This is a genomic window from Cupriavidus sp. 01L45 (assembly GCF_056399885.1).
Genome location: NZ_JBFTSG010000001.1, coordinates 212,317 through 238,091 on the forward strand (window position 1 = coordinate 212,317; position 25,775 = coordinate 238,091).

Genomic DNA, 25,775 nt, shown 5'->3' on the forward strand with positions numbered 1-25,775 from the left:
GACATGCCGCGCGCGTCAGCAAAATGTAACGACACGCAACGACGGGCTTGGTATGGAAAGCGGTGCGGTGTATAGTGGAGCCAAGCCGCACCAAGCCACATAGTTGCGGCACCTTAGGTCGGGTTATCGCGCCTGACCGCCGTTTTCATCCCATCCAAGTTCGAAACGGCAAACGTCTGACAGCCCTCCCGGAGCCGTTGTGTTCGGTAGTGCAATAAAGGTCAGACGTTTGACAGTTTCCCTGCCTGGTTCGTCAGGATCATATTCCTTGAACCGATAAGCATTTGTTGGTGCGGGATTATGCCGTGTGGGCGAGCGCGTCGCTTGGTTCATAGTCGCAGTCTGGACTCCCTGAAACAGTGATGTACCCGAAATGCGGCTTCCGCAGCCACTCTGAACCTCACTTGGGTTCAGGATGCCGATCCAGCGGCCGAGGCGGGGACCCCTCTAAAGGCGGTGGTTTTTTAACCACCGCCTTTTCCTTTTGTGCCGCGCTTTCTTGCGCCGCCATGTTTCCCTCCTGCGCCCTGCCCCCGCTTCCTTGCTGATGCGCGCCCACGCCGGCCCGCGTCGGGCAAACGGTTTTCTTTTGGCCGGGCTTGCTGCACCATAGCGCTGTCGCCAACGTCACGCCTGCCCTGCCTGCCCATGAGCCGATCCACGCAAGCCAATGCCACCACGCGCGCCCGCCAGTACTGGCTGATGAAATCGGAACCCGATGAGGCCAGCATCGATACCCTGGCCGAGCGTGGCACCTTGCCATGGACCGGCGTGCGCAATTATCAGGCACGCAACTTCATGCGCGACGCCATGCGCATCGGCGACGGCGTGCTGTTCTATCACTCCTCCTGCCCGCAGCCCGGCATTGCCGGCCTGGCCGAAGTCAGCTCGCAGCCCTATCCCGATCCCACCCAGTTCGACCCGAAGAGCGACTACTACGATGCCGCCGCCAAGCCCGATGCACCGCGCTGGATGCTGGTCGACGTGCGCTTTGTCGGCAAGGGCCCGCTGATCTCGCTCGCCGACCTGCGCGCGCACGAGGAACTGGCGGACATGGCCGTGCTACGCCGCGGCAACCGCTTGTCGATCACGCCGGTGACGCCGGCCGAATGGCGTTTCATTACCACGAATCTGATGCGCTGATGCGCTGAAACGCTTCAAAGATGCGGCGCGGCTGCGGCCGCCCACCATGGCGGGCAGCACTGACGGTCACACAGGCGGCATGACACAATGGCTGCCGACTACATAACTACAACACCAATAAGGCCGATTCCGCATCATGAGTTTTTCCCTGATTCCCGGGCTATTGCTGCTCGGCGCCTTCACCGGTTTTTGCGCCGGCTTGCTCGGCGTCGGCGGCGGCATGCTGATGGTGCCCTTCCTCACGCTGCTGTTCACCGCCATGGCCTTCCCGCATGAGGCCATCGTCCATATGGCGATCGCCACTTCCATGGCGACCATCCTGTTCACTTCGCTGTCCTCGGTACGTGCCCATCACAAGCGCGGCATGGTGCGATGGAAACTGGTGCTCGCGCTGGCCCCGGGCATCCTGATCGGCGGCATGATCGGGGGCGGCAAGGTCTTCGCGGCGCTCAAGACGAGCTGGCTGTCGCTGCTGTTCGCGGTGTTTGTCGGTTTCTCCGCGTGGCAAATGCTGCGCAACCGCAAGCCCGCCCCGCACCGGCAGCTCCCCGGCACGCCGGGCATGCTGGGCGCCGGCGGGGTGATCGGCTTCCTGTCCAGCCTGGTCGGCGCGGGGGGCGGTTTTGTCTCGGTGCCGTTCATGACCTGGTGCAACGTGCCCATCCACAACGCCGTGGCCACCTCGGCCGCGCTCGGCTTTCCCATCGCCGTGGCGAGCGTGATCGGCTATGTATGGAGCGGGCTGGGCCAGGGCGGGCTCCCGGCGGGTTCGCTCGGCTACATCTATCTGCCAGCGCTGGCGGTGATCGCCGTGGCCAGCGTGCTGACCGCGCCGCTGGGGGCGCGCACCGCGCACCGCATGGATGTCGGGCAACTCAAGAAGGTCTTCGCCTGCCTGCTGTTCAGTCTTGCGGCCTATATGCTGTGGAAGGCCTGGCACGCGTTCTGAGCGGCGGCTTGGGCGGTGCAGCGCAGCGGATACATGTAGATACAACGTCGATCGCAAGGTAACGGAACGATCACCTCGGCCGCGCGTCTGATTTGCATCGCCAAGAAAGGGAGAATCCTGATGAAACAACTGCTTGCCGCCACGCTGCTCGGTACCACCGCCATGGTTGCCTCCGCCCAGGGTGGTGGCCCGACCCACGACCCGGCGCCCGCCGGCGTGCTGTCGCTGTCCGCCCAGGCCGCCACCGAGGTACCCACCGACGTGGTGCACATGACACTGGCAGCCGAACAGGAAGGCGCGGAGCCCGGCGCGATTTCCTCGTCGTTGTCGGCGAAGACGCAGGAAGTGATTGCCCAGGCAAAGCGGACCAGCGGCGTGCAGGCGCAATCAGGCGGCTTCACCATTTATCCGTCCAACGACAAGAACGGGCGCATCAGCACCTGGCGCGGCCGCGCCGAGGTGATTCTGGAGTCGCGTGATTTCTCCGCGGTGTCCAAGCTCGCGGGCCAGCTCGCCGGCCAGATGCAGGTGCAGAACATCAGCTTCTCGCTGTCGCGCGAAGCCCGCCACGCCGCCGAGGCCAAGCTGACCGAGCAGGCCGTGGCCTCCTTCCGCGAAAAAGCGCAGGCCACCACCAAACTGTTCGGCTACGGCAGCTACACCATCCGTGAAGTCCAGGTGAGCGAAGCCGGCGCCGTGCAGCCGATGCCGCGCATGTACGCGGCCAAGGCCATGATGGCCGATTCCGCGCCGGTGCCGGTAGAGGGCGGCAAGGCCCAGGTCACGGTGACGGTAAACGGTTCGGTGCAGATGCTGAAGTAAATCCCGCGCGTCCGGACCAGGACGAACCACACACGGGTCAAACGGGCCTCTTCCGCGCAGCGGGAGAGGCCCGTTTTCCTATGCGCGAGCCGTGCTGCCAACGCGCAGCCGCTCCACGATGCGGGCGTAGTCCTCCGGTGTATCCATGTCGGTGGTGAAGCGGTCGTGGCTGGCTTCATGGACGAAGACTTCGTCCGGATGGTCGGCGATCAGTTTGCGGCAGCCGGGATTGACGTGCCCCGCCACCACCTCGGCGGCATAGCTGGCGGAAAAGGCGACCGGGTTGCCCCGCTGCCCCGCGAATACCGGGACCAGGATCGAGCCGCGCGGCATGGCGCCGAAGGCGTCCACCAGCTCCCGGTAATCGCCGGCCTCCAGCAAGACCTGGTCGGCCAGGCAGACCAGCACCACGCTGCACGGCAGCCGCAGCGCGGCGACGCCGGCGGCCACCGAGGTCATCTGGCCCTCCTCGTAGCGCGGATTGGGCTGGAAGCCGACTGGCAGGTCCTCAAGCGATTCGATCACCGCGCGGCCCTGGAAGCCGGTCACCACGACAAGCTGTTGCGGTCCCGCCGCAAGCACGGCGCGTACGGTACGCCTGACCGCGGGTTGCCCTGCCACCGGCAGCAGCAGCTTGTGCCTGTCCCCCATCCTCGATGACATGCCGGCGGCCAGCACGACCGCCGAGAAGGCAGGCAGCGCGGTCGCAGTCTCGCTCATGTCGTTCATGTCGTTTCCCGCTGCCGCGCGATCGCCAGGTACTTGCCCGGCTCGCGCTCGAATTCCACCTTGCAGCCGTCGCAGCAGAAATACAGGCGCTGCCCGCCGTAGTCGACAACATACTTCGCAGAAGCGATATCGATCTCCATCCCGCAGACCGGGTTCACGTAGCGCACCGGCATCGGCTCGACCGATGCCATCGACTCGCACGGACGCACCACGGGCAGCTTGTCGGCCGGCCCCGCGCCCGACACCTCGGCCGCCCGCTCCTGCTCCAGCAGGCGGCGCAGCATCACCAGTCCCGCGACCGCGCCCAGCGCGATCTCCTGCGGGGTCCGCGCATGGATACAGGGTCCGGCCGGCGCATGCAGCGCGGCCAGCCGTTCCGGGGCGATGCCGCGCGCGCGCATGGCCTCGCGCAGCTTGTCCGCCTTGCGCTGGCTGGCTACCAGCAGGACCGCCGCTGCACGGCTGCGCATGGCGGCTTCCAGGGCATCCTCGTCCCCGTCGCCCTGAGTGGCCACCAGGACTAGTTGCGGATCCAGCAATGCAAAGGCCGCATCGTCGAAGCCTTCGATGACACGCGGCAAGCCAAGCGCGGCGAGCGGCACGGTTACCTTCGCCGCGGCGGCAACGCTCAGCCCCATGCGCTGCGCGAGCACGCAGGCCTCCAGCGCGGTGGGCGTCGCGCCAAGCACCAGCACCACGGGCGGCGGCAGCGTCGGCTGGATGAACAGTTCGATGGTGCCGTTGCTCGCGCACGGCATGGCGTGGTTTTCCACATCCGCCTCCGGCGCCGCGGGCGCGTTGCTGATGCGAAGCAGCTTGGGCTGCCCCGAACGGATTGCCTCCAGCGCGGCCTGGATCACGATGGCGCGGGAACAGCCGCCGCCAATCCAGCCGTGCAACGCGCCATCGGCTTCCACCAGCGCCTGCGCGCCTACCCAGGCCGAGGTAGGCGGCTGCGCCCGTATCACGGTGGTGACGGCGAACGGCAGCGAGGCTTCGATCAGCCGTTGCTCTAGTTGCAGGAGAGTATCGTCGTTCATTGCTTCATTGCAGAATGGACAGCACTTGTGGCAGCACTTGCTGAAGACTTGCGAGATCGCGCGCACCGGCCAGCAGGTCGATATACGGCAGCGCTGCCAACATGCCGCCGCTGGCGAGCGTAAAGCCGGGCTGGCCCGCGAGCGGATTGAGCCAGACCAGGGTGCGGCAACGCCGCCGGATCCTGTGCAGCGACTGCCGCAGCAACGCCGGCGCGCCGGCATCGTAGCCGTCGCTGACGATGACGACGGCGGTGCGCGAGTGCAGCAGCGCCGCGGCATGCTGCCGGTTGAATTCATCCAGGCTTTCGCCGATGCGCGTGCCGCCCGCCCACCCCGCCGACAGAAGCGCCAGCCGCTCCTGCGAGCGCCAGGGATCCGGATCGCGCAGCGCCTGCGCGATACCCACCAGCCGCGTATGGAAGATGAAGCAATGCACGTCGGAAACGCGCGCGCTCAACACCCGTGCAAGCCGGAGAAAGAAGAAGCTGTACAGGCTCATCGAGCGGCTCACATCCAGCAGCAGCACGATGCGGGGACGCCGCCGCTGCGGGCGCCGCCAGGCCAGGTCCAGCGGCAGGCCGCCGCGCGACACGCTGCGCCGGATCGTCGACGGCATGTCGATCACGCGGCCGGACACGGCGCGGCGTTCGCGGCGTGTCTGTATGCCGCGCAGCCGCTGCGCGAAGCGCCGCATCGCCTCGTCGATGGCGAACAGTGCATCGGGCTGGTTGAGATGGCGAAAATCCGCGTGGGCGAGCGAGGCCTCGACCGAGACGCCGCGCGCGGCCGCGCTGCCCATACCGGTCGTGTCGTCGCCATATCCACCGGGTGCCAGCGGCGTGCCTTCGCTGTCGTCGGGCCGGCCGCCGTCGCGCTGCCGCGCCATGCGGCCAGCGCCGCCCGCATGGGCCCGCACCAGCGCGCGGCGGTTCGGCCTGAGGAAGTAGGCGTCGAACAGCGCATCGAAGCGGCGCCATTCCTCGGCGCGCGAGCACAACAGCGCGCGCAGGCTCCAGCGCAGCAGCTGGCTATCCATCTGCCCCATGCGCTGCGCCACCTCCATCGCGGCGGCCATCTCGCTGCTGGTGATGCCAAAGCCGTTGGCGCGCAGCCATCCCGCGAACCCGGCATAGCGGGATTCGAGCATGGCACCGAGACTTTGCGCAGGCGCCCGTTCGTCGGCGCAAGGGATGGCGGTCAGCATGCTGCGGCCAGCTTTTCCACGACCGGACGGGTCAGCCCGGCCTGGTCCGCGCGCGTCTTGACGAGGGCGGAGAGGGAATCCATGATCCGCTCGACGCCGCCGGCGTCGAGCGCGCTGATGCCCAGCCGAAGCAGGGCCGACACCCAGTCGAGCGTCTCGGCAAGGCCGGGCCGCTTCTGCATATCCATCTGCCGCAAGGCCTGCACGAACTCGACGACCTGGCGCGCGAGCTTCTCCGGCACCTCCGGCACCTGCATGCGCACGATCAGCAGTTCCTTGTCGAAGCTCGGATAGTCCACATACTGGTACAGGCAGCGGCGGCGCAGCGCATCGGAGATCTCGCGCGTGCCGTTCGAGGTCAGGATCACGAAGGGACGCTCCGCCGCGCGGATCACGCCGAGCTCCGGAATCGACATCTGGAAGTCCGACAGCAACTCCAGCAAGTACGCTTCAAACGCTTCGTCCGTACGGTCTATCTCGTCGATCAGCAGCACCGGCGCCGGCGTCGTGGTGATCGCCTCCAGCAATGGCCGCTTCAACAAGTAGCGCTCGGAGAAAATGTCCTGCTCCTTGTCCGGGACCGGGCGTTCGTCCTGCTCCAGCAGCTTGATCGCCAGCAACTGGTGCTGGTAGTTCCACTCGTAGAGCGCCGAATGCGCGTCCAGCCCTTCATAGCACTGCAGGCGGATCAGGCGCGTGTCCAGCAAGCGCGCTAGCGCTTTCGCGACCTCGGTCTTGCCGACGCCCGCCTCGCCCTCCAGCAACAGGGGACGGCGCATCTCCATGGTCAGCAGCAGGGTCGCCGCGAAGCTGCGCTCGGCAATATAGCCATGCCGCTCCAGGCGCTGCTGCAGCGATATCACGTCGTTCATGCGGCCGGTGGTCATGGCGGGCTCGGGCATCCGGTCAGGTGGCCTTGCGGGAAAAGATCCCGCGCACCCAGTCGCGCAGCATGGCCCAGGCAAGCGCCAGGCCGTTCAACCCGGCTTGCGGCGCGGCCGCCTCCGGCACGGGGGTATCGGCGGCATCCGCAGCGGGCCGTGCCCGCGGCGCCTGCACAAGCGCCGCGAAATTGGCGGCGAATTGCTTGAGGATCTGGTCCCCCACCGCGTTCATCATCCGTCCGCCAAACGCGGCCGCCTTCCCGCTCATCGTCACCTCACTCCTGCCGGCCAGCTCGCAAGCCGCGCCTGCCGCCCGCACGGTCGCGAGCAGGTCCATCGACGCGGCGGAAGAGCCCGTCGAATCCGCGCCCTTGCCGGCCAGATGCAGGCTTCGCGCGGCCGGATCGAGGCCAAGCACTTCGATATCGCCCTTGAACGACATCGTGGCGGGGCCCAGTCGAACGACAATCGTCCCCTTGTAGTGCGTGGCATCCACGCGCTCGGTGATCGTCGCGCCCGGCATGCACGCGGCCACGGCCTCGACGTCCCGCAGGGAATGCCACGCGGCATCGACCGTGGATGCCAGCGGAAATACCTTTTCGAGTACGACTTTCATCGGGCTGTCCTCGAGTTCGTGAGCCGCCGCCGGCCACCGCACGCGGCGCGATGGCGGGCTCCTGGCGTCAGCGCTCCGCCAGCCCGAGCGCGCGGCTTTGCTGCCAGACGCGATAGGCGCTGTGGGGCATGTTCATATGCGTGACACCCAGGTGCGCGAAGGCATCGACCACCGCCGAGGTGAAGCACGGGATCGAGCCGACGTGCGGCGATTCGGCCACGCCTTTCGCGCCAATAGGGTGATGCGGCGACGGCGTGACAGTGAAATCGGTATCCCAGTGCGGCGTTTCGATCGCGGTCGGGATGAAGTAGTCCATCAGCGTGGCGCCCAGCAGGTTGCCGGCTTCGTCGTAGGGCATCTCCTGCCCCATCGCCACGGCGAAGCCCTCCGTCAGCCCGCCGTGGATCTGCCCTTCGATGATCATCGGGTTGATGCGCGTGCCGCAGTCATCCAGCGCGTAGAAGCGGCGCACCCGCGTCTCGCCCGAGTAGCGGTTGATATCGAGCACGCAAACGTAGGCGCCGAACGGGAAGGTGAAGTTGGGCGGATCGTAGTAGTCCACCGCTTCCAGCCCCATTTCCATGCCTTCCGGCACGTTGTTGTAGGCGGCCCATGCGACCTCCTTCAAGGTCTTGAACTGTCCGGGCGAACCCTTCAGGGCAAAGCGGTCCAGGTCGAACTCGACATCGTCCGGGCCGACCTCGAACAGGTGCGCGGCGATCAGCCGGGCCTTCTCGCGGATCTTGCGCGCCGCCCGCGCCACCGCCGCGCCGGCAACCGGCGTGGAGCGCGAGCCGTAGGTGCCAAGGCCGTACGGCGCGGTGGACGTATCGCCCTCCTCCACCTGGATCACCGATGCCGGAATGCCGGCCTCCGAAGCAATGATCTGCGCGTAAGTCGTCTGGTGGCCCTGCCCCTGCGTGATCGTGCCCATCCGGGCGATGGCCGAGCCGTCCGGATGCACGCGGATCTCGCACGAATCGAACATGCCGATGCCGAGGATGTCGCACGACTTCGACGGCCCCGCGCCGACAATCTCGGTAAAGGTGCTGACACCGATGCCCATCAGCCACTCGGCATGCTTGTCAGCCCGCCGCGCCGCCTGCTCGGCGCGCAGCGCGGGATAGTCAACGGCGTCCAGTACCTTGCGCAGCGCGGTTTCGTAATCGCCGGAATCGTACTCGAGCCCCAGCGGCGTGAGATACGGGAACTGCTCCTTGCGTATGAAATTGCGCAGCCGCAGTTCGGTCTTGTCGATGCCAAGCTCCAGCGCCAGCACGTCCAGCATGCGCTCGATCAGGTAGACCGCCTCGGTGACGCGGAACGAGCAGCGGTAGGCCACACCGCCAGGAAACTTGTTGGTGTAGACGCCATCGACCGAGACGAAGGCGTTGGGGATCGCGTAGGAACCGGTGCACACATGGAACATGCCCGCCGGCCACTTGGTGGGGTCGGCGCACGCGTCGAAGGCGCCATGATCCGCGACGACATGCACGCGCAGTGCCTTGATGCGCCCGTCGCTGTCCGCGGCGAGTTCGCCCTTCATGTGATAGTCGCGGGCAAACGCTGTGGTGCTGAGATTCTCCGCGCGCGATTCGATCCACTTGACCGGCCGCCCGAGCACGATCGATGCCACGATGGAAACGACATAGCCGGGATACACGCCAACCTTGTTGCCGAAGCCACCGCCGATATCCGGCGAGATGATGCGGATCTTCGACTCCGGGATGGCGGACAGCAGGCCAACCACCGTACGCACCACATGCGGCGCCTGCGAGGTGATGTAGACCGTGAGGTCCCCGCGCGCCTTGTCGTAGGACGCCACGCAGCCGCACGTCTCCAGCGGGCACGGATGCACGCGGGGATACAGCATGTCCTGCGTCACGGTGACTTCAGCGTTGTCGAACACGCGGTCGGTCTTGTCCTTGTCGCCGATATTCCACGTAAAGATGTGATTGGGATGCCTGCGCGCGCCATGCGCGCCCGCCTGCTTGTCGCGGATGTCCTCGCGGATCACCGGCGCGTCCGGCACCAGGGCTTGCAGCGGATCGACCAGCGCGGGCAGTTCCTCGTATTCCACTTCCACCAGTTCCGCGGCATCGGCCGCGACATAGCGGTCGTCGGCCACGACGAACGCCACCTCCTGGTTCTGGAAGCAGACCTTCTCGTCGGCCAGCACCGCCTGCACGTCGCCGGCCAGCGTCGGCATCCAGTGCAGCTTGAGCGGCTTCAGGTCATCGGCGGTCAGCACGGCGTGCACGCCGGGATGCGCGAGCGCGCGCGACTTGTCGATCTTCTTCACGCGCGCATGCGCGTACGGGCTGCGCACCATCACGCCGAACAGCATGCCCGGCATCTTGATGTCATCGACATAGGTGCCCTTGCCCTGCAGGAAGCGCGGATCCTCGCGGCGCTTGCGCGAACAGCCCATGCCTTCCAGCGCGGCCACGCGCCCGGATTCGGCATTCATATTTCCCATCATGCTTCTCCGTTGCGTCGATGTTGGATGACGGCGGGATCACTGCGTCTCGCCCATCAGCGGATGCGAGGTCTGGACCGCCTCGCCGCGCAGCTTGCGCGCGGCGTACTGCACGGCTTTCACGATGTTCTGGTAGCCCGTGCAGCGGCAGAGGTTGCCGGCCATCCAGTAGCGGATCTCCTCCTCGCTCGGGTCGGGGATCTCCTGCAGCAGCCGGTGCGCGCGGATCAGCATGCCGGGCGTGCAGAAGCCGCATTGCAGCGCGTGCTCCTGCATGAAGGCTTCCTGCAGCGCGTGCAGCTCGCCGCCTTGCGCCATGCCTTCCACGGTCAGCAGGTCCGCGCCCTCCGCCTGCACCGTCAGCACCGTGCAGGCCTTGACCGACATGCCGTTCATGTCGACCGTGCAGGCGCCGCAATGCGAAGTCTCGCAGCCGATGTGCGGGCCGGTGTGCAGGCACCGCTCCCGCAATGTGTGGATCAGCAGTTCGCGCGGCTCGACCACCACGTCCGTGTCCTTGCCGTTCAGCCTGAACGACACCATCGTCTTTTTGCTCATGTCGTGCCTCCGGAACCTGCTTATCGGCTTACCGTATCGCCAGTTCAGTGCGCGGCGCGCGAATAAGCAACGCGCAGCGCGCGCTGCGTCATCTCACCCGCCATCGCCGTCTTGTATTCGACGTCGCCGCGCAGGTCCTCGGCCGGGTCGCAGATGGCCATCGCCAGCCGCGCGGCCTCGGCAATGGCGGCATCGTCGAGCGGTTTGCCGCGCAGGTATTGCTCTGCGTCGCTGGCCCTGAGGGCGGTCGGCGCGGCATTGGTCAGCGCGATGCGCACATCCTCCACGGTCTCGCCGCGCATACGCAGCATCACCGCCGTGGCGGCGGTGGCGAAGTCGCCGGATTTGCGCTTGAGCTTGGCGTAGCAATGGCCGCTGCCCGTGGCCGGCACCGGAATGCGGATTTCGGTCAGGATCTCGTCCGCTTCGAGCAGCGTCATGTAGGTGCCGAGAAAGAAGCCGTCGGCCGGCACCACGCGCTCGGCAAGCTTGCCCGCGAGCACGAACGAGGCGTCCAGCGCGATCATCAGCGCCGGATGATCGTTGCCCGGATCGCCGTGCGAGATGTCGCCGCCGAGCGTGCCCCGGTAGCGCACCTGCGGGTCCGAGATCTGGCGCGCGCCTTCGACCAGCAGAGGGCATTTCTCCTGCAACAAGGCCGACCAGATCAGCTCGTTCTCGGTCGTCATGGCACCGATGCGGATCTCGCCACCGTCCTCGCGAATGCCCTTGAGTTCCGCCAGCTTGCCCAGGTCGATCAGGTGGCCGGGCTCGGCGAAGCGCAGCTTCATCATGGGCAGCAGGCTGTGGCCGCCGGCAAGAAGCTTGGCGTCGTCGCCGTACTCTCCGAGCAAGGCAAACGCCTCCGGCAACGTCTTCGGCAAGTGATATTCGAACGGACGAGGTATCACATCGGTCTCCTTGTCATGCGCCAGTTCCCGTCCAGGCCAGCGATGCCCCGGGCGCGCAGTGTTTCTTGCAGCATTTCAGAATGCACCGCAGCAAAGCAATTTGAATTCCCGAACGGCCGTTTTGCCTGCGCCAGGCGTCGGAAACTTGCACGAAATGCAGGTTGCACATACAACAGAAATGCACAAGGGAAATGCCGGGCCAGGCGCACGAGGGGCCCCATGAATGACCAGGAGATGTGAATGGACCGCCATGCGCCCTTCACCGTGACGACGCCCGATGCGCGTCGCCAGGAGACGTTCCAGCACAAACTGGAGCAGTTCAATCCGGGCATCGTCTGGCTCGATGCGCAGGGGCATGTCACCGCGTTCAACGATGTGGCGATGCAAATCCTGGGCCCCGCCAGCGAGCAGTCGCTGGGCGTCAGCCAGGACAAGCTGATCGGGATCGATGTGTTGCAGTTGCACCCGGAGAAAAGCCGGGAGAAGCTGCGCTTCCTGCTTCAGGCGGAGGACGCCAGCGGATGCCCGGTGAAGTCGCCTCCGCCGCTCGCCATGATGATCAACATCCCCGACCGGATCCTGCTGATCAAGGTGTCCAAGATGACGGCCTCGGGCGGTATCTGCGGCACCTGCATGATTTTCTACGACGTGACGGATCTCACCACGGAACCGGATGAACAGCGCGCGGGCGGCAACGTGCCGTCGCCGCGGCGGCTATTCAAGATTCCCGTGTACCGCAAGAACCGCGTGATCCTGGTGGACCTGAAGGACATCGTGCGGTTCCAGGGCGATGGCCACTACACGACGATCGTGACCAGGGACGAGCGCTACCTGTCCAATCTCTCGCTGACGGATCTTGAGCATCGCCTGGATGACAGCGTCTACCTGCGCGTCCACCGCAGCCATATCGTCAGCCTTCCGCACGCGATCGAAGTGATCCGGTCGGAAGAGCATATCCAGCTGGTGATGGACGATGCGGAACACACGCTGGTGCCGGTGAGCCGGTCGAAGGCCACGCAACTGAAGGAGTGGCTCGGCGTGACCAGGTGAGCCAGGCCGGCATGACAGCGAGGCGGCGGCCCTGACCGCCGCCTCGCAGGCTTACAGCGCCGCGAACTGCTGGCGCAGCACGTTCTTCTGCACCTTGCCCATGGTGTTGCGCGGCAGTTCATCGACCAGGTGCACGCGCTTGGGCACCTTGAAGTTGGCGATGCGGCCCTTGAGCGAGCCGATCAGGATGGACTCGTCGAGCTCCGCGCCCGGCTTGCCGACCACCACCGCTACCACCGCTTCGCCGAAGTCGGCATGCGGCACGCCGATCACGGCGCTTTCCGCCACGCCCGGCATCTCGTCGATAAAGCTCTCGATCTCCTTCGGATAGACGTTGTAGCCGCCGGAGATGATCAGGTCCTTGCTGCGGCCGACGATGGTCAGGTAGTCGTCCGGCACCTTGCGCTCGCCGGCCTGGCTGACGATGGCGCCACCAAAGCGGCCCACGTCGCCGGTCTTGAACCAGCCGTCCTCGGTGAACTCTTCCTGCGTCTTTTCCGGCATGCGCCAGTAGCCATGGAACACGTTGGGTCCGCGCACCTCCACGTTGCCGATCTCGCCGGCCGCGCAAACCTTGCCGTCGCCATCCACCACGCGCACGGAAACGCCCGGCAGCGCCTTGCCGACGGTGCCGCCGATGCGCTCGCCGGCATCCGCCTCGTAAGGGTTGGAGACCAGCATCACGGTCTCGCTCATGCCGTAACGCTCCAGGATGGTGTGCCCGGTACGCTCGCGGAAGGCGTCGAAGGTCTCCATCAGCAGCGGCGCCGAGCCGGACACGAACAGCCGCATGCGGCGGCAGGTATCGTCGTCGAAGCGCGCCTCCTGCAGCATGCGCACGTAGTAGGTGGGCACGCCCATCATCACGGTGGAACGCGGCAGGAATTTCAGCACCTGGGCCATGTCGAGCCTGGGCGCCCAGATCATCTTGGCGCCGGCCAGCAGCGCGCCATGCGAAGCCACGAAGAGGCCGTGCACGTGGAAGATCGGCAGCATGTGCAGCAGCACGTCGTCGCTGCGCCAGCCCCAGTATTCGTGCAGCGTCTTCGCGTTGGAAGCGAGGTTGCCGTGGCTCAGCATGGCGCCCTTGCTGCGCCCGGTGGTGCCCGAGGTGTACAGGATGGCGGCAAGATCGCCGGCGCCGCGCGCCACGGTGGCGAAGCTGTCCGGCTGCGCGGCGGCGCGGGACAGCAGCGAGCCCGAGCGGTCGTCGTCCAGCGTGAACACATGCTGCGTGCCGTGGCGGAACGCCACTTTGGAAACCCAGCCGAAGTTAGCGCTACTGCACACCACCACCGCCGGCTCCGCATTGCCGACGAAATAATCGATCTCGGCCTCCTGGTAGGCGGTATTGAGCGGCAGGTAGACGTAGCCGGCGCGCAGCGTGGCCAGGTACAGGAACAGCGCCTCGGGCGACTTCTCCACCTGCACCGCCACGCGCGCGCCCTCGGGCAGCTTGAGCGCGGTCAGCAGGTTGGCCATCCGGGCGGTGGCGCGGTCGAGGTCGTCCCAGCTGTAGTAGAGGCCGTCGTGGGTCTCGATGCAGCAGGCACTGCGATCCGCCGGAAAGCGGGATTCAAATAGGGCGAACAGGTTGGCGTTCATGTTGCGGAAGATAAAAAACGGAATCGGCAATAGCATGGGCATCCCGATCAATAGCCGGCAATGATAGGCCCGTTGCTACTGCCCGGTAAAGCGCGGCGGCCGGCGCGCCAGGAATGCGGCCACGCCTTCGGCATGGTCGCTGCTGCCGCCATAGCGGAAGTGCGCCTCCAGCTCCGCCGCGCTCAGCGGCTCGGGGGCCGGCGCGAGACGCCGGATGCTCTCCTTGTTGATACGTGCAGCCAACGGCGCGCCCGCGACGATACGCTTCACCGTGGCGGCCACTTCCTCGCCGAGCGCCGTGGCCGGCACCACGCGCGTCAGCAGCCCCTTGTCGCGCGCCTCGGCGGCGTCGAACACGCGCCCCTCCAGCAGGATCTCCAGCGTCACCGCGCGGCCAGCCAGGGCCAGAAGCCCCGTCAGTTCGCCGGGGGCCATGGGAAAGCCGAGACGGTTGATCGGCACGCCGAAGCGACTGTCGCTGGCGGCGATGCGCAGGTCGCAATGGCAGGCGATCTCCAGCCCGCCGCCCACGCAAACCCCCTCGATCATCGCCACCGTGGGATGGAGGCAGCCGGCGATGGCGGCCAGTGCCGGCGCGATCACCGCCACGTGATAGCGGCGCAGCGCGGCGGCGTCGCCCCGCTCCCCGGGAAACTCGGCGATGTCGGCGCCGGCGGCGAAGTTGCCATCGGCGCCGCGTATCACCACGCAGCGCAGCGACGGATCGGCCGACAGCTGCGCAAAACCCTCCGCCAGCGCGCGCCACATCGCCACCGAGATCGCATTGAGCTTGCCCGCGTGCGACAGCGTGACGGTGGCCACGTCACCGTCGCGCGCGAACTCCACCGCGCCGCTCATGCCTGCGCTCCACGCGCACCAGGATGCATTGGTCGATTCCTCATCAGTCGATCTTGGCGCCGGACAGCTGCACCACCTGCCCCCAGCGCTTGATCTCGGCGCGCTGGAACTGGGCAAACTGCTCTTGCGTGTAGGCCGGCGTATCGGAGCCGTTGGCAAGCCAGATCTGTTTCATCTCCGGCGTGTTCAGTGCCTTTTCCACTTCGGTGTAGAGCTTGTCTACGATGTCCTTGGGCGTGCCCTTGGGCACCCACATCGCATACCAGGTGGAAACTTCATAGTTGGGCACACCCGCCTCGGCGGCGGTCGGCACATTCGGGAAAGCGGCCGAACGCTTGGAGGAAGCCACCGCCAGCGGCTTGATGCGGCCGGCGCGGATATGCTGGGCCGAGGAGCCGAGCCCGTCGAAGTCCATGTCGACCTGGCCCGCAATCAGGTCGGACAGCGCAGGACCCGCGCCCTTGTAGGGAATATGCGTGATGAAGGTCTTGGTCTGCAGCTTGAACAGCTCGCCCGCGAGGTGGTGGGAGGAGCCATTGCCGGCCGAGGCGTAGTTCAGTTTGCCAGGGTTCTTCTTGGCATAGTCAATCAGTTCGCCCAGCGTGTTGGCGCTCACCTTGGCCGGGTTCACCACGATCACCTGCGGCGGCTGCGCGATCACCGTGACGGGGATGAAATCCTTCTCGATGTCATAGTCGAGCTTCTTGTAGAACGACGGCGCAATGGCATGATGGGCGCCGCCGATAAACACGGTATAGCCATCCGGCGCGGCCTTGGATGCAATGCTGGCGCCCACCGTCCCGCCAGCGCCACCGCGATTGTCGATCACGAACTGCTTGCCGAGCTGCTTGGAGAGCTGGGCGGTAAGGGGACGGGCGAAGGCATCGGTGCCGCCGCCGGCGGGGAACGGCACGATCACGGTGATCGGCTTGGACGGCCAGGTGTCGGCCTGCGCCACGGGAGCAACCGCGCCGAGACCCGCGCCAAGCGCGCAAGCCAGCCCTGCCAGTTGAAACTGACGACGATTCATGAACCTATCTCCTCTCTCTTATGCTGCGGAAAGTCAAATGAAGGACTGCTGAATGGCCCGTGAAAATGGCCCTGTTTACGACCTGACGAGGGTCACAACAGCTTGCTCACCGCGCGACTGATCCGCGGGTTGCCGTTGCCGAGGCGAACCAGATTGTCATCCAGCGCCTCGGTCGCGTAAAGGTAGTTCACCATCATGCCGCACGACTGCGCGCGCCCCTTGCGCGACAGGTCGGCGGCCCAGTTCAGGCGCTCCACGCAGGCGCCATTGCCCAGGTGGAAGCGTGCCACAGGGTCGGCCGGCAGCGCCTGCTGGCGCTCGCGCACCAGGTAGTGCGCGGCCAGCGCCAGCGCTGTGTCGCGCACCAGTACGTCCTCGGAATCCGCCGGCAGCGCCGCCAGCCAGCCTGCGCCGTCGGCGGGCGGGGCGCCGTGCCGCTCGCTCCAGCGCGCCAGGCGCTTGTCGCCCAGCACCTTGCCCACCGACTCGCCGTCGCGCTTGCGCAGCCAGTCGGCAAAGCCGGGAATTGGGGACAGCGTGGCGAACTGCTTGAGCTTGGGAAACTCGCGCTGCAACTCCTCGATCACGCGCTTGAGCAGGAAATTGCCAAAGCTCACGCCGCGCAAGCCCGCCTGCGTATTGGAGATGGAATAGAAGATGGCCCACTTCACGCGGCGCAGGTCTTCCAGCGGCGCGGCCTCGTCCAGCAGCGCATGGACGTTTGCCGCCATCTCGGGCACGAAGGCCACCTCGACAAAGATCAGTGGCTCGCGCGGCATGCGCGGATGGAAGAAGGCATAGCAGCGCCGGTCCGAATCGAGCCGGTTGCGCAAATCCGCCCAGGAGGCGATCTCGTGCACGGCTTCGTAGCGGATCAGCTTCTCCAGCAGCGAGGCCGGCGAGTCCCAGGTGATCGGCTGCAATTCGAGCAGGCCGACGTCGAACCAGTTGGAGAACAGCGCTTCGAGATCGTCGTCGAGCGGGTGCAGGCCCGGCACGCGCTTATGCCAGCGCAGCATGTCGGCGCGCAAGCCGATCAGGAAATGCAGGCCGCACACGCTGGCGCCCTGCTGGCCGTGCAAGGCGGCCAGGCGCTTGAAGAAACGGATGCGCGCGGTCGACATGGCTTGCGGCAGGCCGGCGGCCGCTTTGGCGGCCTTGCCGTCCTCGCCCGCCTCCGTGCTGCCATTGGCCGCGACTTCCGCCAGCACGGCGAGCATGGCCTGGCGCGCATCGTCGCCCGCCGCCTCGTACTCGGCGCGCCAGGTCTGCGCGGCGGTGTTGGCGGCGCCGTCGGTCAGGCGCGCGTCAAAGCACAGGCGCAGTTGCTCGCGCTGCCTGCGCAGCACACGGGCCGGCAAGGTCACGGGCCCGGCGTCCGCCTTGGCAGCGATGCCGGCATCGGGCCTCGCGTTGCCATCGCGCTCGCCCTTGCGGCCCCACCAGCGGCCGAAGCGCGACAACAGGGTCTCGCCCGAGGGCTCGGGCCCGCTGAGGGGAGCACTGACGGGAGCACTGGCTTTCTGTTCGCTGTTGCTGAGGGTATCCATGGGGTACCTGCTATCGATGGATGGATGAACCGGCGCCCGCGGCGGTATCCGCGGGCGCCTGCAACTCTGCCGCGTCCAGCGCCCTGAGCGCGGCGCGCTGGCGCAGCAAGTGTGTCTTCATCAGGGTTTCGGCGCCCTCGGGATCGTGCGCCTTGAGCGCGGAGAACACCGACAGATGTTCGGCGCAGGATTCGCGGATGCGGCCCGGCAGCTTCAGGCTCTTGTGGCGCGACAACCGCAGCACCTTGCGCAAATCGCTGATCAGCCCAGACAGCCAGCGATTGCCGGCGAGCTGCTGGATCGCTTCGTGGATCTGGTAATTGGTTTCGTAGTAGGCGTCGATATTGCCGCCCTGGGCGTATCGCGCCAGATCGGCATGCAGGCTCTCCAGGGCCTCCAGGTCGGCAGCGGTGGCGTTACGCGCGGCCTCATAGGCGCAGCGCCCTTCCAGCAGCGCCATCAGCGGGAAGATCTCGTCGAGGTCCTGCTCGGACAGCGCATTGACGAAGCAGCCGCGGCGTGGCTCCAGCCGCACCAGGCCTTCGGCGGCGAGGACCTTGAGCGCCTCGCGCATCGGCGTGCGCGAGATACCCATCGATTCGGCCACGCTGGCTTCGTCGATCCAGGCACCCGGCATCAGCGCGTGCTCGTCGATCATGGTGCGCAGGCGCTCCGCCACCTCGAGGTACAGGGCCTGCTGGATGATGCGCATGGTGCCTCCGGATGGAAGAATGCAATGGCATCGGGATGGCCTCGGATGTGTCTTGCCAGGCCCAATAATTCATAATTATGAATAACGGTGGCGCAATGACAAGACAATTCGATGCTGCGCAGCGGCATGCGCAGCGTGCGCCGCTCATGTGACAAGGCGCGTTTTGGTTGCTGAAGCAGGCTGCGGAAGCACTTCGCCAGCGCCCTAGCCACCTTCCAGGCCACGCTCCGCACCGGTCGCACGGCGCCTCCAGCGCAGGCCGTTCAGGCGCCGCACCAGCCAGCGCTCGCCCTGGCGCTCGCTGACGCGGCGCAGCACGCGCGCGGATCGCCCACCGCCCCAACCTAGCCGGCCTGCCGCAGGATCTTGCGCGCGCGCTCCAGTACCGGCCGGTCCACCATCTTGCCGTCGACCGCGAGCGCGGCGCCCTGCGCACCGGCGGCGGCGGCCACGATGCGCCGCGCCCAGGCCCGCTCCCGTTCCGACGGCGCCAGCCCGGCATGCACCTGCGCCACCTGCTGCGGATGGATCAGCAGCTTGGCGCCAAACCCGAAGCGCCGCGCGCGCGTGGTCTGCCGGGCCAGCTCCACGGCATCGCCGATGGCCGTGCAAACCCCGTCCACCGGCGCCGGCAATCCCGCCGCGCGCGAATGCATCACCAACCTGGCGCGGAAATAGTCCAGCGGCTCGTCCTCGTCCGCCACGTCCAGGTCGAACATCAGGTCGATGCTGCCCAACAGCAACCGCACCACGCCGGCCGCGCGGCTCACCGCGCGCAGGTCGGCAAAGCCCGCAGCGGTTTCCATCAGCGGATAATAATTGGCGTGCGGCAAGGCAAGCGCCAGCGCGTCGAGGGCGGCGGCATCGGCCTTGGGCAATACCAGGTCACGCGCCCGCCGGGCGCGGCACCAGTCCAGGTCCCCCGCGTGATATTCGCTGTCGGCGGCATTCACGCGCACCAGCAGAGACACGCCGGCGGCGGCCGCCCGGGCCTGCCACTGTAGCCAGGAACCGGCCAGGCCCTCGCGCGCCGACGCTTTGGCGTCGGGCGCCACCGCGTCCTCGAAATCGACAATGACCGCATCCGCCCCCGAACCGATCGCGCGCCCGATGCGCTCGGGGTGCGTGGCGGGCACGAACAGGTAGCTGCGGGCGGGCGCCCTGATGGCAGCAGCGTCGCTCATACCACGCCCGCGCCGTGCAGCGCCGCCACCTGCGCGGGCGTCAGGCCAAGTTCGGCCAGCACCGCGTCGGTATGTTCGCCCACCGCCGGCACCGGGTCCATGCGCGCCTCTTGCACGCCGGGCGGCAGCAGCGCGGGCACGGGGCCGGCGGGCGTATCGACCTGGCGCCAGCGCGCTCGCGCGGCCAGTTGCGGATGCGCCCAGACATCGGCCATGGTGTTCACGCGCGCGTTGGCGATGCCGGCTGCTTCGAGCCGCGCGGTGACCTGCTCGGCGCTGAGCGCGGCAAATGCCTCCACGATGCGCGCGCGCAGCGCGGCGCGGTTGGCGCTGCGCAGGGTGTTGTCGGCGTAGTCGGGATGCGTGGCGAGCGCCGGGTCTTCCAGCACGCGCTGGCAGAAGGTGTTCCACTCGCGTTCGTTCTGCAGGCCCAGCATCACGGTCTTGCCGTCGCCGGTGGGGAAAGGGCCATAGGGATAGATGGTGGCATGGGCGGCGCCGGCGCGCGGGGGCGGCTCGGCACCGTCGAAGGCGTAGTAGAGCGGGAAACCCATCCACTCCACGGTGGATTCCAGCATCGAGATATCGATGCGCTTGCCGCGCCCGGTCTGGCCGCGCTCGATCAGCGCCGCCAGGATATTGCTGTAGGCATACATGCCGGCGGCGATGTCGGCCACCGAGGCGCCGGCCTTTACGCCCTCTCCGGGCGTGCCCGTGACCGAGACAAAGCCCGATTCGCTCTGCACCAGCAGGTCATAGGCCTTCTTGTCGCGGTAGGGACCGTCGGCGCCATAGCCGGAGATATCGCAAACGATCAGGCGCGGAAAGCGCGCGCTCAGCGCCTCGTAATCAAGCCCCAGACGCGCCGCCGCACCCGGCGCCAGGTTCTGCACCAGCACATCGGCGCGCGCCAGCAGCGCGTCCAGCACTGGTGCCGCCTGCGCGTGCTTGACGTCCATCGTCACGCTCTCCTTCGAGCGGTTGGTCCACACGAAGTGCGAGGACAAGCCGCGCACCCGGTTATCGTAGGCGCGCGCGAAGTCGCCCACGCCGGGGCGCTCGATCTTGATCACGCGCGCGCCGAGGTCGGCCAGCTGGCGGGTGCAGAACGGCGCGGCAATCGCCTGCTCCAGGGATACGACGGTGATACCTTGCAGCGGTTGGGACATGGCTGGACTCGTTGATGCTTGGGTACGTGGGGGTGGAGGCCGGCGGCGCGAAAGCGCGAAACCGGCCGGCCAGCCCACAATCTAGCGCCTGGCGGCATCCGCTGGGAAATAGGGAATGCCTAGTCGCCCATAAGTAGAATAAATACCTCACACGGGAAACGCCAAACCAAGGACACCCAATGGATATCCGCTCCATGCGCTACTTCGTGGCCATCGTCGACCACGGCAGCCTGACCCGCGCCGCGGAAGCGGTGTGCGTGGCGCAGCCGGCGCTGAGCCAGCAACTTGCCGCGCTGGAGGCCGAATACGGCGTGCCGCTGGTGCACCGCGGCCCCAAGGGCGTGAAGCCGACCGAGGCCGGCAAGACCCTGTACCGGCATGCGCGCACCATCCTCAAGCAGGTGGAAAGTGCCGGCGCCGACGTGCGTGCGGCGGGCGCCGAGGTCTCCGGCGCGGTGGCCATCGGCTTGCCCACCACCGCCGCCGCGGCCTTTGGCATGCCGCTGATCCGGGCGGTGCGGGCGCGCTACCCGCAGGTACGCCTGCAACTGTTTGAGAGCATGAGCGGCTACATCTCGGAGCTGCTCAACAACAACCGGCTCGATTTCGCCATCCTGTTCCGCGACACGGCTTCGCGCGCGGTGGAACCCGAAATGCTGGCCAGCGAGTCGCTGTACCTGATCGGCAACCCGCCCGAGGCGCCAGACGCCGCCGGCCGCCGCCGTGCCCGCCGCGACACCATCGCGCTCAGGCAACTGGCGGGCGTGCCGCTGGTCCTGCCGAGCGGCTCGCAGGGCCTGCGCGAAGTGCTGGAGCGCGGCTTCGCGCAGGCTGGCGCGGCACTCAATGTGGTAGCCGACCTGGACTCCCTGCCCTTCCTGCTGGGCGCAGCGCGCGAAGGGTTGGCCTGCACCATCCTGCCGGCCTCGGCGGTAGACCCGAGCGATGCCGCCATGCCCACGCGCCTGATCCTGCCCGAGTTGCGCCGCACGCTTTCGCTGTGCTGGCCCCGCGCGCTGCCGCGCACGCGCGCGGCGGAAGCGGTGGCCGAGATCCTGCGCGAGATCGTCGACGCGCGCATCGCCCAGGGCGGCTCGCTCAAGCCAGCGCCGGGCGCCGCCCAGCCAGGTTCAGCGGAATAAATAAATCTTATGGCGGTAGTCGGCGATTGAATTTCTCCGGCGCAAAACCCTCGTGTAGAGTCGCTGCCAGCGACAGGCAAGGCGTAGCCATCGGCAGGAAAAGACTGCTATGCCGCCATCCCAACATCGAGGAGACACCATGCAACGCACCCGCCATGTCCTGGCCGGCATCGCCGCGGCGATTTCGCTGTTCGCCGGCGCCGCCGCGCAGGCCGAGACTTATCCCGCCAAGCCTATCCAGATGATCGTGCCGCAGGCGCCGGGCGGCACCAACGACATCGTCGCGCGCCTGGTGGCGGCCGACCTGTCGCAACGCCTCGGCCAGCAGGTGGTGGTGGAAAACCGCCCCGGCGCCGGCGGCAATATCGGCACGCAGACGGCCGCGCGCTCGGCGCCCGACGGCTACACCCTGCTGATGACCATCAGCAGCACCCAGGCCATCAACCCGTCGCTGTACCGCCAGGTGCCGTTCGATCCGGTGCGCGATTTCGAGCCGATCTCGCCGGTGGCGAGCGTGCCCAATGTGCTGGTGGCCAACCCCGCCTTTCCCGCCAGGACGCTGCCCGAACTGATCAGCATGGCCAAGGCCAAGCCGGATTTCTACCGCTATGCCTCCGCCGGCAACGGCACGCTCAACCACCTGCTGGGCGAAATGCTCAACAGCATGGCCGGCATCAAGCTGGAGCACGTGCCCTACAAGGGCGTGGCGCCGGCGCTCAACGATGTGCTTGGCAATCAGGTGCCGCTGGCCTTCGCCAGCCTGCCCTCGGTGCTGGCGCATATCAAGGCCGGCAAGGTGCGCGCGCTCGGCGTCAGCTCCGCCAGGCGCTCGCCGTTCGCGCCAGACATCCCGGCCATCGGCGAGACCGTGCCCGGCTACAGCGGCGACCTGTGGGTCGGCCTGTTCGCGGTCAGGGGCACGCCGAAGGAAGTCACGCAAAAGCTCGCGCAGACCATGCAGGCCGCGCTCGCCGACAAGACGCTGCGCGACAAACTGGCGGCGCAAGGCGCCGAAGTCCTCGCCGGCACGCCGCAGCAGTTCGGCGCCATGCTCAAGGCCGATCTCGACAAATGGGCGGTGATCGTGAAGAAGTCCGGGGCGCAGGTGGATTGACGACGCTGCCGCCTGGCTGATCAGCCAGGCTGGCCATTCAACTATCGCGCCGAGAACATCACCCAAAGGTCCGTCGGCATCATCGTAAAGCCGAAAGCCTCCCCGACCGGGCCCGACTCGGGCGCGTGGCGGATGTCAAAGTTCTGGCAGACCATCGAAATCGCCGCCTTGGCCTCCAGCAGCGCGAGACTGCGTCCGGGGCACAAGCGCGGTCCCGAGCCGAACGGCACGAAGCCGCTGCGATGCTGGGCCGCCGGAGTGGCGCCCAGCAGCCAGCGCTCCGGCCGGAACTCGCGGGCTGCGGGAAAGTTGTGCTCCTGCAGTGCATTGGGCCGGTTCACCAACACCAGCAGCGTCCCGCGCGGCACCCGGACGCCGCCCACTTCCACGTCTTCATTCGGTTCCAGGAAGAAGAGCGGCGCGACCGGCTTGAGCCTCAACGACTCGTGCGCGACCGCCTCCACGTACACCAGCCTGGCGGCATCCCGCATGTCCTGCAGGACGTCCGCCTGCCTCAGCACTATCCCCACCTCCTCCTGCATCCTGCGCTGCACCTCCGGGTGGCAGCACATGAAGTACATCATCCAGGCAACGGTATTGGCGGTCGTATCCTCGCCCGCTACGAGTATCGTGAAGATATTCGCGAACAGTTCCTCGTCGTCCAGCGGCGCCTGCCCCGTCTGCTGGGCCACCAGCATCGCCTCCAGGAAATTGGCCGGCTGCGCGGCAAGCTCCGGCGCCCGCGCCAGCCGCTCGCGGGCCGCGGCGATGAACTCGCCGATGATCTGGTGGATTGCCGCGAGGGCGCGGTCGAACGAGCGATCCGCCGGGAGCCTGACATAGTGCCAGTACGGGAATGGCGCATTGACGCGCCGGTTCACCATCGGCAGGATCTGTTCGAGATGCTGCTGGATGACCTCGCCCTCGCGCTCCAGCGTGTTGATGTCGTAGCCGAAGGCCAGGGCGGTCGTCACATCTACCGTGTAGCGCATCAGGTCGTGCTGCACATCCACCCGCCGCCGCTGCGCGGCCGCCTTATGCCAGCGCCGCTCCAGCCTGCGCGTGACGCTGGCCAGCATCGGCAAGAAGGCACGCAGCCGGTGCGCGTCCAGCGCCTGCGCCACCGGCCGGCGCTGCCTGCGCCATACCTCGCCCTCGGCGGAGAACACGCCTAGCGCGCCCATCTCCAGCGCCACCGCCTCCAGCGCGCCGATACGGCGATAGGTCGCGGGCCGGTCGCGGAGGATCTTGTCGATCAATACCCCTTCGGCGATCACCAGGGCTGGCCGGTTCGCCATGCGGACGCAGAACAGGGGGCCGAATTCCTCGCACCATTGCTCGAAGACGAGATGCATCCGCTGCTGCTGCCATTGCAACTGCAGCGCGCTGCCCAACCAGGGCAGGCCTTTCGGACCGGGAAGCTCCGAGAGCGAGCGCAGGCCGGGGCCCGGGCCTGGGGATGGCGCTGCCGGATCCGGCAGCGCCTGCAGGCGCTGCCACGCAAGGATCTCGTCGCGGTCCGCCATGACCGCGCCGTCCTCGATGACGGCGGCAAACCGCTTCAGGCAGATTTCGGGCCGCTCGACCACGGTGCCGGAGCCGCAGTCGAAGCGCCAGCCGTGGCCGCGGCAAGTGAGCACGCCATGCTCGATGGCGCCTTCGGCCAGCAGCGTGCCCCGGTGCGGGCAATGCCCCTGGTAGACCAGCGCGCCGCCGCCGTGCCCGATCACGACGAGATCCACGCCGTCGACCCTGGCAGGCAACGCAACATCGTCGCGCAGCTCCGAAGCGGCCGCGAGGCGCACCCGCGTCGAGGAAGCCTCGGGTCCCGCAGCCTCACGCGCCATTTCCATCGATTTCTCCCCTGGCCGGACTTCAAGCCAGACGGCATGCGCCGCTGAAACCGCCACTGTCCGGCTTGCGACGGCAGTGGCGCACATCGGCGTGGCAGCCTCTGCGGCAAACAGCCCGCCTGAAAGCAAGCATATACACCGCCAGCAGTCCTGCCCAAGCGCCGTTGACGCGCCTGCCGGGGCCACCGTGCCGAGACCACGCGGCCATCACATTAGCGTCGTCGACGCACAGGCGCGGCCAAACCAATGGGGCGGACCCATAAGAAAAGCGGGCCTCGGCCCGCTTTCTTCAATCCGCCGGCAGAAGTGGCAGAGGTCAGCGCACTGAAGCCTGCGCCGCGTGCCCGCGGCGGTTGGCCCAGACCAGCATCGCCACGCCAGCCAGGATCATCGGCAGGCTTAGCCACTGGCCCATGGAGAAGTTAAGCGCCAGCAAGCCAAGGAAGTTGTCCGGCTCGCGCGCGAACTCGGCGAGGAAACGGAAGCCCCCGTAGCCGATCAGGAACACGCCCGACACGGCGCCCATGGGCCGCGGCTTCCTGGCGAACAACCACAGGATGATGAACAGCGCCACGCCTTCGCCGGCGAACTGGTAGAGCTGGGAAGGATGGCGTGGGATGTTGTCGCCGGCCTGCGGGAAGATCATGCCCCAGGGCAGGTCGGTGGCGCGGCCCCACAGCTCGCCGTTGATGAAGTTGCCGATGCGCCCGGCCGCCAGCCCGCAGGGAATCATCGGCGCGATGAAGTCCGTGACCTCCATCCAGTGCCGCCCGCGCAGCTTGCCGAACAGCCACATCGCCACGACCACGCCCAGGAAGCCGCCGTGGAAGGCCATGCCGCCCTCCCACACCTTGAAGATCTCGAGCGGATGGCTCAGGTAGTAGTCGGCCTTGTAGAACAGCACGTAGCCCAGCCGTCCGCCCAGGATCACGCCCAGCACGCCGAAGAACAGCATGTCGTCCAGGTCCTTGACGGTCCAGCCCTGGGCCGCGATATGCGGCTGGCGGATGCGCAGGCGGCCAAACCACAGGAACATGATGAAACCGGCCAGGTACATCAGCCCGTACCAGCGGATGGCAAGCGGGCCGAGATGAATGGCGACCGGATCGAATTGGGGATGAATCAGCATGTGTGCCGTGGAATTGGGTTGAAGGAAGACCGCCGCAGACAAAT

23 protein-coding genes and 1 other RNA gene are annotated in these 25,775 nt (G+C 67.2%); 7 read left to right on the forward strand and 17 right to left on the reverse strand.

Translation table 11 applies throughout. The features are described 5' to 3' along the window. The first annotated feature begins 235 nt into the window (after positions 1–235). From ssrS to AC1DT6_RS01015, 4 genes are all read left to right on the forward strand, one after another. Positions 236–446, forward strand: a non-coding RNA gene (gene ssrS, locus AC1DT6_RS01000) — 6S RNA. Positions 447–648: 202 nt separating this feature from the next. After that, positions 649–1,143, forward strand: coding sequence for an EVE domain-containing protein (locus AC1DT6_RS01005; RefSeq protein WP_441625333.1), 495 nt, complete (start codon positions 649–651; stop codon positions 1,141–1,143). 136 nt (positions 1,144–1,279) lie between these two features. Further along, positions 1,280–2,092: a sulfite exporter TauE/SafE family protein gene (locus AC1DT6_RS01010; RefSeq protein WP_441625335.1), complete on the forward strand. Its 813-nt coding sequence runs from the start codon at positions 1,280–1,282 to the stop codon at positions 2,090–2,092. A gap of 120 nt (positions 2,093–2,212) precedes the next feature. Beyond that, positions 2,213–2,914, forward strand: coding sequence for an SIMPL domain-containing protein (locus AC1DT6_RS01015; protein ID WP_035876034.1), 702 nt, complete (start codon positions 2,213–2,215; stop codon positions 2,912–2,914). 78 nt (positions 2,915–2,992) lie between these two features. Here the strand turns inward: AC1DT6_RS01015 and AC1DT6_RS01020 are convergent, their stop codons facing one another. The 8 genes from AC1DT6_RS01020 to AC1DT6_RS01055 all read right to left on the reverse strand — a co-directional run bounded on the left by AC1DT6_RS01020 (position 2,993) and on the right by AC1DT6_RS01055 (position 11,335). After that, entirely contained in the window at positions 2,993–3,643 is a 651-nt protein-coding gene (locus tag AC1DT6_RS01020; protein ID WP_441625337.1) for a nucleotidyltransferase family protein, read from the reverse strand. Further along, on the reverse strand, positions 3,640–4,683 hold the full coding sequence (locus AC1DT6_RS01025; protein ID WP_441625339.1) for an XdhC family protein: 1,044 nt from the start codon (positions 4,681–4,683) through the stop codon (positions 3,640–3,642). Before AC1DT6_RS01025 ends, AC1DT6_RS01020 begins: the two co-directional genes overlap by 4 nt. A gap of 4 nt (positions 4,684–4,687) precedes the next feature. Next, entirely contained in the window at positions 4,688–5,887 is a 1,200-nt protein-coding gene (locus tag AC1DT6_RS01030; protein WP_441625341.1) for a vWA domain-containing protein, read from the reverse strand. Beyond that, positions 5,881–6,774, reverse strand: a complete 894-nt coding sequence (locus AC1DT6_RS01035; protein WP_441625343.1) for an AAA family ATPase — start codon at positions 6,772–6,774, stop codon at positions 5,881–5,883. The genes AC1DT6_RS01030 and AC1DT6_RS01035 overlap by 7 nt, the downstream gene beginning before the upstream one ends. Before the next feature lie 19 nt (positions 6,775–6,793). Further along, the gene (locus AC1DT6_RS01040; RefSeq protein WP_441625345.1) at positions 6,794–7,387 is read right to left on the reverse strand and encodes an SRPBCC family protein; all 594 of its coding nucleotides are present in this window, start codon (positions 7,385–7,387) and stop codon (positions 6,794–6,796) included. 67 nt (positions 7,388–7,454) lie between these two features. Then, the gene (locus AC1DT6_RS01045) at positions 7,455–9,869 is read right to left on the reverse strand and encodes an aerobic carbon-monoxide dehydrogenase large subunit (RefSeq protein WP_441625347.1); all 2,415 of its coding nucleotides are present in this window, start codon (positions 9,867–9,869) and stop codon (positions 7,455–7,457) included. Positions 9,870–9,905: 36 nt separating this feature from the next. After that, positions 9,906–10,424, reverse strand: coding sequence for a (2Fe-2S)-binding protein (locus AC1DT6_RS01050; RefSeq protein WP_441625349.1), 519 nt, complete (start codon positions 10,422–10,424; stop codon positions 9,906–9,908). Between the two features lie 44 nt (positions 10,425–10,468). Beyond that, positions 10,469–11,335: an FAD binding domain-containing protein gene (locus AC1DT6_RS01055; RefSeq protein WP_441625351.1), complete on the reverse strand. Its 867-nt coding sequence runs from the start codon at positions 11,333–11,335 to the stop codon at positions 10,469–10,471. Between the two features lie 240 nt (positions 11,336–11,575). Between AC1DT6_RS01055 and AC1DT6_RS01060 the strand changes: the two genes are divergently transcribed. Next, entirely contained in the window at positions 11,576–12,385 is an 810-nt protein-coding gene (locus tag AC1DT6_RS01060) for a LytR/AlgR family response regulator transcription factor (RefSeq protein ID WP_441625353.1), read from the forward strand. Between the two features lie 51 nt (positions 12,386–12,436). Here the strand turns inward: AC1DT6_RS01060 and AC1DT6_RS01065 are convergent, their stop codons facing one another. The 7 genes from AC1DT6_RS01065 to AC1DT6_RS01095 all read right to left on the reverse strand — a co-directional run bounded on the left by AC1DT6_RS01065 (position 12,437) and on the right by AC1DT6_RS01095 (position 20,493). Next, a complete protein-coding gene (locus AC1DT6_RS01065) occupies positions 12,437–13,990 on the reverse strand; it encodes a malonate--CoA ligase (RefSeq protein ID WP_441625513.1) in 1,554 nt (517 codons plus the stop codon). 75 nt (positions 13,991–14,065) lie between these two features. Continuing rightward, positions 14,066–14,848 carry an enoyl-CoA hydratase/isomerase family protein gene (locus AC1DT6_RS01070; protein ID WP_441625355.1) on the reverse strand — a complete coding sequence of 261 codons (783 nt, stop codon included), beginning with the start codon at positions 14,846–14,848 and terminating at the stop codon, positions 14,066–14,068. Between the two features lie 43 nt (positions 14,849–14,891). Next, entirely contained in the window at positions 14,892–15,878 is a 987-nt protein-coding gene (locus tag AC1DT6_RS01075) for a Bug family tripartite tricarboxylate transporter substrate binding protein (RefSeq protein ID WP_441625357.1), read from the reverse strand. Between the two features lie 92 nt (positions 15,879–15,970). Beyond that, on the reverse strand, positions 15,971–17,428 hold the full coding sequence (locus tag AC1DT6_RS01080) for a malonyl-CoA decarboxylase domain-containing protein (RefSeq protein WP_441625359.1): 1,458 nt from the start codon (positions 17,426–17,428) through the stop codon (positions 15,971–15,973). 10 nt (positions 17,429–17,438) lie between these two features. Further along, the gene (locus tag AC1DT6_RS01085; protein WP_441625361.1) at positions 17,439–18,140 is read right to left on the reverse strand and encodes a GntR family transcriptional regulator; all 702 of its coding nucleotides are present in this window, start codon (positions 18,138–18,140) and stop codon (positions 17,439–17,441) included. A gap of 344 nt (positions 18,141–18,484) precedes the next feature. After that, on the reverse strand, positions 18,485–19,324 hold the full coding sequence (locus tag AC1DT6_RS01090; protein WP_441625363.1) for an HpcH/HpaI aldolase/citrate lyase family protein: 840 nt from the start codon (positions 19,322–19,324) through the stop codon (positions 18,485–18,487). Beyond that, positions 19,321–20,493, reverse strand: a complete 1,173-nt coding sequence (locus AC1DT6_RS01095) for a CaiB/BaiF CoA transferase family protein (RefSeq protein ID WP_441625365.1) — start codon at positions 20,491–20,493, stop codon at positions 19,321–19,323. Before AC1DT6_RS01095 ends, AC1DT6_RS01090 begins: the two co-directional genes overlap by 4 nt. 179 nt (positions 20,494–20,672) lie before the next feature. Between AC1DT6_RS01095 and AC1DT6_RS01100 the strand changes: the two genes are divergently transcribed. Both AC1DT6_RS01100 and AC1DT6_RS01105 read left to right on the forward strand, forming a co-directional pair. Next, a complete protein-coding gene (locus AC1DT6_RS01100; protein ID WP_477102998.1) occupies positions 20,673–21,635 on the forward strand; it encodes a LysR substrate-binding domain-containing protein in 963 nt (320 codons plus the stop codon). A gap of 139 nt (positions 21,636–21,774) precedes the next feature. Continuing rightward, complete coding sequence (locus AC1DT6_RS01105; protein WP_441625369.1) at positions 21,775–22,749, forward strand: Bug family tripartite tricarboxylate transporter substrate binding protein; 975 nt, start codon at positions 21,775–21,777, stop codon at positions 22,747–22,749. A gap of 41 nt (positions 22,750–22,790) precedes the next feature. Here AC1DT6_RS01105 and AC1DT6_RS01110 read toward each other — a convergent pair whose 3' ends face one another. Together AC1DT6_RS01110 and lgt are read right to left on the reverse strand one after the other, a co-directional pair. Next, positions 22,791–24,602: a cytochrome P450 gene (locus AC1DT6_RS01110; RefSeq protein ID WP_441625371.1), complete on the reverse strand. Its 1,812-nt coding sequence runs from the start codon at positions 24,600–24,602 to the stop codon at positions 22,791–22,793. A gap of 316 nt (positions 24,603–24,918) precedes the next feature. Beyond that, the gene (gene lgt, locus AC1DT6_RS01115; RefSeq protein ID WP_035875993.1) at positions 24,919–25,731 is read right to left on the reverse strand and encodes a prolipoprotein diacylglyceryl transferase; all 813 of its coding nucleotides are present in this window, start codon (positions 25,729–25,731) and stop codon (positions 24,919–24,921) included. Positions 25,732–25,775 lie beyond the last annotated feature (44 nt).